This window comes from Streptococcaceae bacterium ESL0687 (genome assembly GCA_029392475.1).
In the GTDB taxonomy this organism is placed as follows: domain Bacteria; phylum Bacillota; class Bacilli; order Lactobacillales; family Streptococcaceae; genus Floricoccus.
In genome coordinates this window covers 985,373-998,110 of sequence record CP113940.1, presented here as the reverse complement: position 1 = coordinate 998,110, position 12,738 = coordinate 985,373, and the positions used below count along the sequence as shown (strand labels likewise).

11 protein-coding genes are annotated in these 12,738 nt (G+C 39.6%); 9 read left to right on the top strand and 2 right to left on the bottom strand.

Features of this window, described 5'->3' with window-relative positions:
• The first annotated feature begins 118 nt into the window (after window positions 1-118).
• From OZX60_04905 to OZX60_04865, 9 genes are all read left to right on the top strand, one after another.
• Window positions 119-3,256, top strand: a complete 3,138-nt coding sequence (locus OZX60_04905) for an HsdR family type I site-specific deoxyribonuclease (protein WEV44780.1) — start codon at window positions 119-121, stop codon at window positions 3,254-3,256.
• Window positions 3,257-3,320: 64 nt separating this feature from the next.
• Complete coding sequence (locus OZX60_04900; protein ID WEV44779.1) at window positions 3,321-4,994, top strand: type I restriction-modification system subunit M; 1,674 nt, start codon at window positions 3,321-3,323, stop codon at window positions 4,992-4,994.
• The gene (locus OZX60_04895; GenBank protein ID WEV44778.1) at window positions 4,994-6,193 is read left to right on the top strand and encodes a restriction endonuclease subunit S; all 1,200 of its coding nucleotides are present in this window, start codon (window positions 4,994-4,996) and stop codon (window positions 6,191-6,193) included. Before OZX60_04900 ends, OZX60_04895 begins: the two co-directional genes overlap by 1 nt.
• 170 nt (window positions 6,194-6,363) lie before the next feature.
• Entirely contained in the window at window positions 6,364-6,822 is a 459-nt protein-coding gene (locus OZX60_04890) for a TFIIB-type zinc ribbon-containing protein (GenBank protein WEV44777.1), read from the top strand.
• Complete coding sequence (locus OZX60_04885) at window positions 6,812-7,624, top strand: hypothetical protein (GenBank protein ID WEV44776.1); 813 nt, start codon at window positions 6,812-6,814, stop codon at window positions 7,622-7,624. The genes OZX60_04890 and OZX60_04885 overlap by 11 nt, the downstream gene beginning before the upstream one ends.
• 184 nt (window positions 7,625-7,808) lie before the next feature.
• The gene (locus OZX60_04880; protein ID WEV44775.1) at window positions 7,809-8,504 is read left to right on the top strand and encodes a DUF4767 domain-containing protein; all 696 of its coding nucleotides are present in this window, start codon (window positions 7,809-7,811) and stop codon (window positions 8,502-8,504) included.
• 202 nt (window positions 8,505-8,706) lie between these two features.
• On the top strand, window positions 8,707-9,513 hold the full coding sequence (locus OZX60_04875; GenBank protein WEV44774.1) for an MBL fold metallo-hydrolase: 807 nt from the start codon (window positions 8,707-8,709) through the stop codon (window positions 9,511-9,513).
• 21 nt (window positions 9,514-9,534) lie between these two features.
• The gene (locus tag OZX60_04870) at window positions 9,535-9,879 is read left to right on the top strand and encodes a MoaF N-terminal domain-containing protein (protein ID WEV44773.1); all 345 of its coding nucleotides are present in this window, start codon (window positions 9,535-9,537) and stop codon (window positions 9,877-9,879) included.
• Between the two features lie 69 nt (window positions 9,880-9,948).
• The gene (locus tag OZX60_04865; GenBank protein ID WEV44772.1) at window positions 9,949-10,293 is read left to right on the top strand and encodes a DUF4357 domain-containing protein; all 345 of its coding nucleotides are present in this window, start codon (window positions 9,949-9,951) and stop codon (window positions 10,291-10,293) included.
• A gap of 228 nt (window positions 10,294-10,521) precedes the next feature.
• Here OZX60_04865 and OZX60_04860 read toward each other — a convergent pair whose 3' ends face one another.
• Entirely contained in the window at window positions 10,522-11,772 is a 1,251-nt protein-coding gene (locus OZX60_04860) for a CapA family protein (protein ID WEV44771.1), read from the bottom strand.
• A 78-nt stretch (window positions 11,773-11,850) separates the two neighbouring features.
• Window positions 11,851-12,705, bottom strand: a complete 855-nt coding sequence (locus OZX60_04855) for a hypothetical protein (protein WEV44770.1) — start codon at window positions 12,703-12,705, stop codon at window positions 11,851-11,853.
• Between the last annotated feature and the right edge of the window lie 33 nt (window positions 12,706-12,738).

Below are 12,738 nucleotides of genomic sequence, written 5' to 3'. Positions count from 1 at the left end.
TATAATTAAATTAATAAATAAGTTGATAAATAAGTTGATAAATAAATTATTAAGGGCACAAATTTAAGCTTAAATAGACCTATCAAATAACCAGGCAAGTTTTTAGAAAGGGCAGCAGATGAACGAGGATACCTTTGAAAAAGAGTTAATTAAACATATAACTGAGATTAACGGTAGTAAGCAGTGGTCTTATGAAGAAAATATTAAGGATACGGCTGGACTTTGGGATAATTTTAGAAGGATTCTTAACCAGCACAATCAGGACAAGTTAGAAAACCCTCTAAGTGATCTGGAATTTGCCCAGGTTAAGGATAGGATATCAGCTCTTGAGTCACCCTATCAGGCAGGCCAGTTCCTTTACGGGCTAAACGGGGTGTCTCAGGTTGAGGTTACCCTTGATAAGGGCGACTTGGTTTTTCTTACGGTCTTTGACCAAAGGGAGATTGGAGCGGGAAATACTATCTATCAGGTGGTTAACCAGATTCAGCGGGACCCTGTTATTATAGGCAAGCAAAAAAGGCGCTTTGATACTACTCTTTTGATTAATGGTCTGCCGATTATTCAGATTGAGGAGAAGACGGATTCTCATGATGTCAATGAGGCCCTTAATCAGATGCATCAGTATGCCCATGAGGGTCAATATGGCGATATTTTTTCGACCCTGCAGATTCTTGTGGCCATAACTCCTAATAATGTTAAGTATATGGCCAATGCCCCGGCTGATAAGTTTAATAAGGATTTTGCCTTTAACTGGCAGCGGAAGAGTGATAATTCTATTGTCCGCAACTGGCGCGAGTTTGCGGACGCCATGCTTAGTATTCCCATGGCCCATCAGATGGCGACTAACTACATGATTCTTGACGGAACCAAGAATAAGAATATGCTTAAGGTCATGCGTCCCTACCAGGTTTATGCCACTCAAAATGTTCTTGAGTCCCTTAAAAAAGTTGATTTTGACTTAGGTACAAATAAGGTCGGCTATATTTGGCATACAACAGGTTCTGGAAAGACCATTACAAGTTTTAAAACAGCCTGGCTGGCAAGTAGGATGCCAAAGGTTGATAAGGTGGTTTTTGTGGTCGACCGAATCGCCTTAACCAAACAAACCTATGAAAATTACCTGGCCTATGATCCAGATGGGGATATGGATAATTCACAGCTTGGAAATGTTAAAGGAACAGAGTCGACAAGAGATTTGAAAAGAAAACTTGAAAGTAAGGGACAGGGTATCATTGTGACCTCGGTTCAAAAACTAGTTACCTTAATCAAGGATAAAAACTTCAAGGCACCTGATAAGAATATTGTCTTTGTGGTCGATGAAGCCCATAGGTCAACAGGTGGTGATAGCTTTAAAAATATTCAAGATTTCTTTAAACGAGCAGCTTGGGTTGGTTATACGGGAACACCCATGTTCGATAAGATAATCAAAGGTCAAGGGACAGAGCACATTTTTGGCCCCCTCCTCCATGCTTATACTATCAGAGAAGCCATAGCAGACCGCAATGTTCTAGGCTTCAAGGTTGACTTTGAAACAACGCTTGATGAAGAGAAGATTAGAAAGGTATATCTGCCAGATCTTTATAAGAGAGAGCACCCAGATTGGTCTGAGGCTAAAATTCTTAGGCAGATTGATAAATTATCCCCTGAAGGACTTGATGAGGAATTCGGCCCAACCTTCTATGACCGAAACGAGGAACATGTAAGACTAGTTGTTGAAGATATCTTTAAAAACTGGCGCAACCGCTCCAATGAAGGTAAGTACAATGCCCTTCTAACAACCAAGGTAGGAGGGATGCATCCATCAACTCCTATGGCCATGATGTACTTTAGGGAGTTTCAAAGGGTCAATGAGCTTAACCGTAAACTTGGTAAGACAACCCTTAAGGTAGGAATCACCTTCGCCCAAGATACTTCCAACTCAAATACTCAACTTGAGACCAATGAAGGCCTTCATGAGGCTGTAAGAGCCTATAACAAGGAGTTTGGGACTAGCTTTGATATGGCTGACCTTGCAGGCTACACTCAAGATTTAACCACCCGCCTTAATAAAACAGCCCTTGATAAAAACTACCTGGATCTAGTCATCGTTGTCGACCAGCTTCTTACAGGTTTTGATGCTCCGGAGCTTAATACCCTCTATGTGGACAGGACCCTAAAGGGGGCCGGATTAATCCAGGCCTACTCAAGGACTAATAGAATCGCAAATCTCCAGGAAAAACCTTGGGGCCGGGTTATCAACTACCGCTGGCCTGCTCAAAATGAAATCCTCATGAATGAAGCCTTGGCCATTTATGCCAATAGGGACTCAGCTCAGATGACTGACGAGGAGCGTAAGAAATTTCTTGATAATGAGAAAATTTTAGCTAAGTCCTTTACAGAAGTTATTGCAGGCGTTAAAAAGACCGTAACAGATCTTAGGGAGTTAACAATCGACTTTAATGAACTTCCAAAGGGAGAAGCTGACAAGATGCGCATGGCCGCTCGTCTTGGTTCCTACAATAGGGGAGTCGCAAAACTCAAGCAGTATGACCCAGAAGATGTAGGTGGAGTCATTGAAGGATTTGACTATGATAGACCCGACCTTCTAATCAAAGCCCTTGGAATGTCCCCTCAAGAAGAAAGTAATCTGACGGGGTATTTGGCTAATGAGTTAAAAGAATACCTGGCCGTCAAAGAAGACATCCCGGTCTATCAGGTCGACCTTAAAATGACCCACGTTAAGGATGTCAAAATTAACTATGACTACCTAACTGAGCTAGTCGAACGACTCCTAAATGAAGTCCACTATAACAAGGCCGATGAAGCTCGTGCTACCGGTCAAGAAATTATTCGTTTCGCTGACGGACTTGAAGACAGGGCCTATGCCCACAAGATTAAAAATACCGTTAAGGTCATTATTGACAAGTCCTACGTCCTTGACGCCTATCCTGCCAAGCTTTCAAGTGCAGGACAGGTAATTGAAGAGGCTAATAACAAGGCCCTTGATATAAGATTTAGAGAGTTTCGGATTAACTGGGGGATTGATGAGGTCATAAGTAGCAGGGAACTTAAAAAACTTGTCCTTGGTCACCGCTTTGGTCAGGCAGACCTTGATGATGGAGGTCAAATTACTGATCTAATCACAGACTCAATTGGAAGCTATAAGGAGTTGGCCAAGGATCAATCAGTCAGAGACTTAAGCGGCATCCGCTACCGCAATAGCCTGCGTAAGGCCATCTATGACCTAGCAGACAGCCTAGTCAATAATGAAGAATAATAAGTAATAGTAGTAACTAACAAAGATAAAAAACAAGAAAAATAATAACTAGAATGGATAAAAAATGTCAGAAAATAGATTACAGTCAATAACCTCAAAACTTTGGGCCATGGCTAATGAACTTAGGGGAAATATGGATGCAGGAGAGTTTAAAAACTACATCCTATCCTTCATGTTCTACCGCTACCTATCAGAGCACCAAGAAGCCTATTTGGTCAACCAAAACATCCTTGATTTAAAGCCAGGAGAAAGCCCTAATGATGCCTACCTAAGACTTGCGGTAGGTGACGATTTACAGGATTACCTGGAAGATATTTCATCAAGCCTAGGCTACGCCATTGAGCCAGCTGATACCTGGGTTAGCCTTAATCAAAAAATTGAAAACCTAGAAATCATCCCCAGTGACTACCAGGATCTTTTTGACCACTTTAACAAGAATGTTTCCTTAAACAAGGGAGCAAAGTCAGACTTTGAAGGAGTTTTCTCAGACATCAACCTGGGAGATTCCCGCCTGGGTGCTTCAACCACTGCGCGTGCCAAGTCCTTAAATGGAATTGTAGGCCTTGTTAATGAGATCGAATATAAGTCTGACGAGGGGCGTGATATTCTAGGTGAAATCTATGAGTATCTCATCGGCCAATTTGCGGCCAGTGCTGGTAAAAAGGGAGGGGAGTTCTATACCCCTCATCAGGTCAGCCGCATCCTTGCAAAGCTTGTAACCCGTGACCTTGAAGAAAATGACCAAAGTTTTTCAGTCTATGACCCAACCATGGGTTCAGGATCTCTTCTTCTGACAGTAAGAGATGAGGTTCCAGGAGGAAACAAGGCTGGTAAAATCAAGTTTTACGGTCAAGAACTCAACACCACAACCTATAACTTGGCCCGGATGAACCTTATGATGCACGGGGTTTCTTATAATAATATGACCCTCCACAATGGTGACACCCTTGAATCCGACTGGCCTGACGGAGTTAACGCTCAGGGGATAGACCAGCCTAGAAGCTTTGACGCAGTTGTCGCAAACCCTCCTTATTCAGCCAAGTGGGACAATTCAGAGTCAAAACTCAAGGACCCAAGATTCTCCGACTACGGAAAACTTGCTCCTAAGACCAAGGCTGACTTCGCCTTCATCCTCCACGGCCTTTACCACCTCAATAGTGAAGGAGTCATGGCCATCGTCCTCCCCCACGGTGTGCTCTTTAGAGGGGCAGCAGAAGGTAAGATTCGGGAGACCTTGATTGAAAAGAACTTTTTGGATGCTGTCATTGGGCTTCCCGCTAATCTTTTTTATGGAACTTCCATCCCAACCTCAGTTTTGGTCTTTAAGAAAAACAAGCAAAATCGCGATGTCCTCTTCATTGATGCAAGTAATGACTTTGACAAGGGGAAAAATCAAAATACTTTAAATGATACGCAGGTTGAAAAAATCCTTAAGGCTTATACCGACCGCAAGGATCTTGATAAATATGCTCATTTGGCAACTTTTGAGGAAATCAAGGAAAATGACTACAACCTAAATATCCCACGATATGTCGATACTTTTGAAGAAGAAGAACCTGTTGATATGGTGGCTCTGGCTCAAAGTATGAAGGAGCTTGATGCAGAAATCACGGCCCAAGAGGAAATATTTAAGGGCATGCTTGAAGAGCTTGAAGAAACACCAGAAAACAAGGCCATGCTTGATTTGATGATTGACCTCTTTAGCCCTAGTAAAACTCCAGACAAAGGAGCAGACTAATGGCCAAAAAAGAAAAACCCCAACTAAGATTTAAAGGCTTTGAAGGGGAGTGGGAAGAAGAGAAATTTGATAATTTATTTGATTTGTCAGTTCCGACTAATTCATTATCACGTGAAAATCTAGTATATGATGAAGGAAAAATTAAAAATATCCATTATGGTGATATTTTGACAAAATTTAATTCTGTTTTAGATGCTTCAGATAAGATGATTCCGTATATAAGGGGAGCATCTGAAGATAAATTTAAAAAATCTTTTTTAAAAGATGGAGATATTGTTATAGCGGATGCTGCCGAAGATGAGAGTGTTGGAAAATCCATAGAAGTATGTAATGTTAAAAAACATCCTATTGTAGCAGGTTTACATACTATTGTAGCCCGTCCAAAAAATATTTTTGCTCCCTTATATTTAGGGCATTATCTTAATAGTAAAATTTATCATGAATCATTATATAAATTGATGCAGGGTACAAAAGTTTTATCATTGAGTAAGACAAATATATCTAAAACTTCGGTCTGTTTTCCAGATTATAAAGAACAAGAAAAAATCGGAGCCTTCTTTGCCCAGCTGGATAAGTTAATCGCCTTGTATGAAAAGAGACTGGCAGACCTTAAAGAAATGAAAAAAGGCTACCTCCAAAAAATGTTCCCAGCCCCAGGACAAAAAATCCCACAACTTAGATTCCAAGAATTTGAAGGGGAGTGGGAGATGTGTAAATTAAAAGATAAGAGCGTTATTTCAGCAGGTGGAGATATGCCTAAAAAAGCATCCAAAAAGAGAGGGAAGTACCCAATTCTTGCAAACTCTTTATTGAACAATGGTGTCGTTGGATATTCTGATAGTTACAAGGTAGAAGCACCAGCAGTAACAGTAACAGGTAGGGGAGATGTTGGTTTTGCACGTGCTCAAATAAATAATTTTACTCCAGTAGTTCGTTTGTTGACTATAAAATCAAAATTTAATATTTACTTTTTAGAAAATTATATAAATATATGCAATCCTTTTATAGAATCTACTGGTGTTCCTCAATTAACGGTCCCACAGTTGGGACAATATAAAATAATTTTCCCTTCCCTCCCAGAACAGGAAAAAATCGGAACCTTCTTTGCAGATTTTGATAAAAAAATTAATCAAGCAGAGAAAAAACTTGACCAGCTTAAAACCCTTAAAAAAGGATTTTTACAAAAAATGTTTGTTTAAAAGCACGTAACTACGTGCTTTTTTGTTTGCCAGGTTTTTCGGTCTTGTGGGAATAAATCCACATGGTATCATATAGTATATGGGGGATATTGTTATAAAAATAATTTTAAAATTTTAAAAAAAGAAAGGTTAAATATGAAATATGAAAGGATTTAGGAGGATTATTGTATATGGCTAATGAAAAGATGTTGAGTGTGCCAATTCCAACAGATTTGGATGGTTATTCTGCTTTCCAATGTTCATTGTGTAGCGAGTTATTTAAGATAACACCTACTGACTTTGAAGATAAATCTCAAATTCAAATTTGGTGCCCAAGCTGTGGGTTAATTCCTGATAGTATAATTACTGAGGAAATTAGAGAACTTTCGTTAAAAATTGCTAAGAATCATGTATTAAATCTTTTTAATGGTTTCAATATAAAATTGGAAGAAAGATTCAAAGATGGGAGTATAAAATATAAAGCTGGTAAAAAAATAAAAGAGGAACCTACAGATCAACTTGTTTCGAGAATAGATATTTTAGAAATTCAAACTTATGAATGTTGCCATAAAGAGGCTAAAATTAGTCCAGGTTTGAAAATGATAGGAGGCTATTGTCCTTTTTGTGGAGAAATGCAAAATGGAAATTAACAAAAAAGATTTAAAAAAAATAAGCAAAAGATTTAGATTACTGGCTTCGGGAGTTATTAATGCTCATCACGGTGAGGTTGACTCTAAAATTAAAATGTTTGTTGAATATATTGATAATACACCAATAATTAGTGAATACATCCAAAGTGTTTATGTAGAACGTCCTAATTTGAGAAATGAAATTTTTGAGACATCTCAATATTATGGTTATATTTTGGATACCGGTGATACACCGGAACAAGAAATTAGTTCTATTTACCAAATTTTGAAAGTGATTAGTGAAGATGATTCTGTTCAAACTCATATTCTTGGTCGGGGCTATACATCTTCCAGGAAGTATCAAGATATGGTTAAAGAATTTGGGAATCGAGTCTTTACACCTTTTGTAAATATGGTTGAGGAATATTTATCCGAGATTTCAATAGACATGGGATATGATGAGGAGAATAAATTTGTGATAAATGTAAGTGGTGGTCAAGCCCAAGTAAACATTTCTAATGATAACAGTACTTTAAAGGCAACGCAAAATATTCAGGTAAACCAGTCAGATATTGATGAATGTATTTCTGAATTAAAGGCTAACGTTGAAAAAGAACTATCTGATAATGTAGTTATTCAAGGTGTTATAATGGATAATATTAGACTCATAGAATCTGAGAGAGAGGAAACGCAACCCAAAAAGCAAATTATTAAGACAGCAATTAATACAATCCAGGTTGTATTAAAGGGCGTACCAATGGCAGCTGCTGCAGCTGAGGCTGCCCAAAAATTACATGGCTTAATAATATCTTTATTCAACTAGGATAAATATGAAAATATTATAGTTTGATATTTTATTTTAGTATCTTTGAAAAGTATTCCAATTATACCCCATACTGAATTTTAAAAAAATATTTCTATCAAAAAGCATGCCCTGCATGCTTTTTCTTGTATTTACTACCTGCTCTGCTAGAATTAACCTAATAAGTTATAAAGGAAGTGTATGTATGATGTGTATGAAAAGATTTTTAAGGGTTGGTCTTTGTAGTTCGGGTCTGCTTGCTCTTGCTCTTTTGATAGGGTGCGGGCGGTCGACTGCTGGTCATAATGAAACCAGTTCAAGTAGTGAGATTAAGTCGTCCAGTCAAATATCTTCTGAATCTATTATTGAATCTATTATTGAATCAACTACTGAATCGACTACTAAATCAGATGAGGCGTCATCCAGTCAGTCTTCTCAGTCTTCAAAAGATACACAAGATGCAGCAGTAGCCCAGGACGTGTGGAATGAGGGCAAGGCTCAAGGTTTACGGGACTTTATGGTAACTTGGGGGCAGGAGATGAACCAGACCTACCAGGAGTACGGGCTTGGTAATGATGTTGACCTCTATGGTCTTAAGCTGCCTGATGATATTTTGGGAGCTAGCTCCTGGAAGGCAGCTCTTGACAATGAGCCTCTGAATCTTAAGTGGTCTACAAGTGGTCATGCGGACGGAGCTTACGCCCTTGTTGCTGTCTATTCTGATGCGGCTACCATGCCTTATCTGAAAAAACATGTCTACTTCTTTACCATAAATGAGGGAGTGCCTAAGGTTTTTGTGACCATGCAAAACCAGGGAAATGATAATAGCTATCTGAATCTTTCGGAGACTGAAAATGAGGCTTTAAGGTCTTATTTTAGCCAGCTTGTGACTGCCTCTTAAGCTAGTATATAGTAAGCTTATGTTAGGGCTTTCTTATTTGACTTATAATCCACAAGAGTATAAGATTTAATTGTTAAGAAGATTTATCCTTATGAAAATATATCTGTGTTTTCATAAGAATCTTTCTTGTTTCTTAGCGACTAGTGTGTATGTAGTAATGTAACTATTGTGTTTGTGTTAGATGAGAGAGGGAGGATAAGTAATGTATAAGGAATTAAAGGGTAAGGAAGCTACTTATTATGTGATGAATCCAGATCCTGTTTTTGGGTCAACTGCCATTGTTATTGAAAGGGCAGGTAAGGGGCTTTTGGTTGATACTCAGTTTTCAAAGCACGATGCTGATAAGATTGTAGCTCTTGTTCGTGACCGAGGGATTGAGATTGAAACCATCTATATCTCTTACAGTGATCCAGACTACTACTTTGGAACAGACCAGGTTAAAAAGGCTTTTCCTAATGCGCGTGTTCTTGCGACTGCGTCAAATATTGAACGTATTAAAGACTCTTATGAGGCAAAGCTTACCGTTTGGGCTGATACCTTAAAGGACGGAGCACCAGATAAGATTATTATTCCTGAGGAAGTTAAGGATAAGGTTAGTCTTGAAGGTTTGGACTTTGAAATTTACGGGGCAGATCCTAAGAAACAAACCCTTTATGAAAGACAGGATAAGATTCTTCTAGGTGGGATTTTAGTGGCTGTGGGAAGTCATTTGTTCATGGCTGATACTAAGACTATTGAGAGCCAAAAGGCTTGGATTAAGGATTTAGATGGTTTATTATCTCTTGAGCCTGAGACTGTTATTCCTGGTCACTTTAGAGTGGGAGCTGATTTTTCTGAAAGAAATATCAAAGCAACCCGTGACTATATTGAAAAATTCATCAAGGTTGAGGAAGAAAGCCAAACCAGCCAAGAGATTATTGATAAAATGAAGGAAATCTACCCAAGTCTTCCCGAAGGAAGCCTTGATATGAGTGCCAAGGTTGTAACTGGCGAAATGAAGTGGGACTAAGAGTTCTGAGGAGGACTAGACATGGTAAAGACTTTTAAGGATTTAGTTGGAAAGACTGCAGAAGTTAGGTTTGAAGGAACACAGATTGCCTTTAAACTTGAGTATTTGACTGAGGACTCTATGCGCTGGACTGCTCTTGACCAGGACAAGGGAAATACTGAACTTGAGAAGATTTATCCGGCTGATATTAGAGACGGTGTTATTGCGGTCAACTGGATTGAAAAGGCTGGAGCTAGCGTGTCTCACACCATTGACCTTAAAGAAGGCAAGGTTTGGTCTTTTGTCAACTGGCCTGACGACAAGTCTTACGGGGGACGTGGTCTTGTTTACTACCACGGAAGTTTTAAACTTACAAGTGAGCTGTAAGACTAATAAGACTGATAAGATAGGACAAGATAAGCCGGCTTGCTTGCTTGTTCAATAAAGGAGGTTGTGATGAATAAGGATTTATCAAAAGATAAGGATATAGAAGAACAAGTTTTCTACTTAAAGGCGCGCGGGGCTGATGCTGAGGCTGTCTTTGTGCCAACAAGTGAGGAAATGATGGTACTTGAAGGGTCTCATAGGACACCCAAACCTACCAGTGCAAGTTTTACTAAATATGACCTCCTTGATCAGCTAATCGAGGTTGGAACCATTAATGAAGCTGGTCTTTTCCTCAAGGATTTTACCTTTAACTCACCTTCTGAAGCAGCAGAGATTGTTGCGGGAAGCCCTTATGACGGGCCTAAGGAATGGAAGGACCAGTCAGGTCGAAGTCTTGAAGATTTTCTGGACTAGGTTTAATTAAGATAAGCAAAAAGCTAGATATAATTTCTAGCTTTTTTATAAAATTTTATTGCTTTACTAGAAAATAGGTCTTTAGACTGATGATGACCTTCATATACTGTGCTATCATTTAACCCATAGTCAAGTTACTCCTAGTAAAGACTCCTAAAAATAAACTCTTAAAAAATGAAAAAGCCGAGAAATCTTCTCGGTTTTTTTATTTTTTCTATATTAATAGAATTATTGGGGCCACTTAAGGTTTAAGAGATCCATGGTTTCCTGGTAGGCTGTTTCAATCCGGCTTCTTTTTTCTTCTCCTAGGGAGTTTGCATATTTGCCGCCAGGCAGATAGTCCTCAGCTAGAAGTACCTGGTAGTCATAGGCCTGGTAGCCTTCAAAGTATCTGCCAGGAATGGGTTCTCTTGACACCCAGGTTGGATGGGCCTTAATACTTGTAATGCTTGTCTTGTCGCCTGTTTTTTCAAGGTCAAGATCCATTATAACCCCGCGCTCTGTCCAGTAGTTTTCAAGAGTTTCATAACGTTGGTTGGATAGGAGGTTCCCCATTGAGTAGATAATAAATTTTTTGTCCCCGTTTTTATCAATAATTTCAGTTGGTTCAATAACATGAGGATGTCCCCCAAAAATAATATCTGCCCCCCAGTCAATCATCTGATGGTAAAGGTTTACTTGTTCATCTGTTGGACTGAGTCTATATTCTTCCCCCATTTGGGGCATAACAATCACAAAATCTGCCATTTCTTTGGCTTTTTTGATTTCAGCCTGGACTTTTTCAGGATTTAAGTCCTTGAGGTACTTGTTGTAGTCCTCTGTGCTTATTGATTGTTCAATTCCGTTAAAGCCGTAGCTATAGGCCAGAAGGGCAATTTTTATGCCGTTTACGTCTTTGACAAGGATTTGGTCATCATTAGGACTTACTCCGATGTAGTCCATGCCTGCTTTTTTGATGGCATTTGCGGTATAGGTAAGACCTGATAGACCTGTATCAAGGATATGATTGTGGCCGAGGTCTAAGACGTCAAAGCCTGCGTCCTTAATACTTGAGAGAACTTCTTCTGGGGCATTAAAGATGGGATAGCCTGCAAGTTCCCTTTGGGGGTTGATGGTTCCTTCAAAGTCACCCAGGGCCAAATCGGCTGATGAAATTAAAGGCTTTACTAGCTCATAGTCATTGTCAAAGTCATATCTACTTCCGTCCCAGGCACTCCCGTATACGATATTGTGGTAGAGCATGTCGCCACTTGCGGTGATTTTGGCTTTTTTACTTTCTGTTGTCTCTTTTTTCTGGCTGCTGGTGTCTTTCTTCTTAGCTGTTTTTTGTTTGTTGGTAGTCGTCTCCTTACTTTCAGCCATGGTCTCTGACTTTTTAAGTCCCGGACTGACCAGTAAAACTAGGGGGAGAACGATAGCAGTTGCCACAAGGGCAACCGTTACCGATTTTTTAAGTGAGAAGTGCTGTTTATTTTCCATGGGAGTGTCCTCCTTGTTCTAAGCCCTTAGGCCTTGTTTGCTTTCAATTTTACTTCCTGTTTTGACTAGAACAGGTTTTTATACATTATTTTCCAGTCCAAAGTCTGCCTTTAATAGTTTTTCCAGGACCTGGGCCTGATCAAGCTGGTCGTGAACATTTGAAATAATTAGTAAAATATTTACGGCATCCTGCCTGTTTGAAAAGTCAAAGCGCCTATCCTCTTTTTTGGCTGCTGGCCTATAGATCTTTTGAATCTGCTTGAGGTCATTTACTAGGTCTTTGGTTGACCTGTCCCTCTTAGCTTTTTTGTTATCGCCTTCTTGGGTCCTTAAAATAATGACTGGGTTTTCTTGATTGAATAGCCCTTCAATCAGCATGTGGTCGGAAAGTCTACTTTGACTGAGCTCCCTCAGGTGGGCGAAGACGTCTGCTCCAAGGCTTGAAACCAGTCCGTAGTAGTTGTAAAGGAGGTAGTCTTCGGTAAGTTTTTCCTGAACCCTTTGGTTAATGATCCGTGTGGCCAGGGCTTCCCTAAGTTTTTCCAGACGAATTTTGCTAGAAAGTGCCTCCTCTTCTAGCCTTGGTCCTGAAATTCTACCGTCAGTTGCCAAAAGGTATCCTTCGAGGGCTAGGATTTCATTTAATTTATCCAGCCTGTCCTCCAAATACCTGTCTTCCTTGAGGGCATAAAGGCCAGGGTAGTTGGCCCTTTCAATCAACTTGATGACGGGATAGGGTGACTTGCTGTAGTCACAGATGGTCACAAGAGTTTCTGCCAGTCTCCTTTGTCTGTTATTTGTGAACCTATCTTTTTCATCCTGCTGACTAATAAGGTTTCCTTCTTGTAAAAGTCTTAAAATACTTGCTTCAGGTAGATCTTCCACCAGAATCCGAGTTAGTTCCTCGATTGTTTTTCTATCAATATTATTCATAGCTTAATTTTAGCACTATCTTAGCAAAAGAGC

What these genes read in the sequence shown, in the direction of transcription:
- OZX60_04890 (WEV44777.1), top strand. Translation starts at nt 6,364, where the DNA reads ATGGCTAATGAAAAGATGTTGAGTGTGCCAATTCCAACAGATTTGGAT.
- OZX60_04875 (WEV44774.1), top strand. Translation starts at nt 8,707, where the DNA reads ATGTATAAGGAATTAAAGGGTAAGGAAGCTACTTATTATGTGATGAAT.
- OZX60_04855 (WEV44770.1), bottom strand. Translation starts at nt 12,705, where the DNA reads ATGAATAATATTGATAGAAAAACAATCGAGGAACTAACTCGGATTCTG.
- OZX60_04885 (WEV44776.1), top strand. Translation starts at nt 6,812, where the DNA reads ATGGAAATTAACAAAAAAGATTTAAAAAAAATAAGCAAAAGATTTAGA.
- OZX60_04895 (WEV44778.1), top strand. Translation starts at nt 4,994, where the DNA reads ATGGCCAAAAAAGAAAAACCCCAACTAAGATTTAAAGGCTTTGAAGGG.
- OZX60_04880 (WEV44775.1), top strand. Translation starts at nt 7,809, where the DNA reads ATGATGTGTATGAAAAGATTTTTAAGGGTTGGTCTTTGTAGTTCGGGT.
- OZX60_04870 (WEV44773.1), top strand. Translation starts at nt 9,535, where the DNA reads ATGGTAAAGACTTTTAAGGATTTAGTTGGAAAGACTGCAGAAGTTAGG.
- OZX60_04905 (WEV44780.1), top strand. Translation starts at nt 119, where the DNA reads ATGAACGAGGATACCTTTGAAAAAGAGTTAATTAAACATATAACTGAG.
- OZX60_04900 (WEV44779.1), top strand. Translation starts at nt 3,321, where the DNA reads ATGTCAGAAAATAGATTACAGTCAATAACCTCAAAACTTTGGGCCATG.
- OZX60_04860 (WEV44771.1), bottom strand. Translation starts at nt 11,772, where the DNA reads ATGGAAAATAAACAGCACTTCTCACTTAAAAAATCGGTAACGGTTGCC.
- OZX60_04865 (WEV44772.1), top strand. Translation starts at nt 9,949, where the DNA reads ATGAATAAGGATTTATCAAAAGATAAGGATATAGAAGAACAAGTTTTC.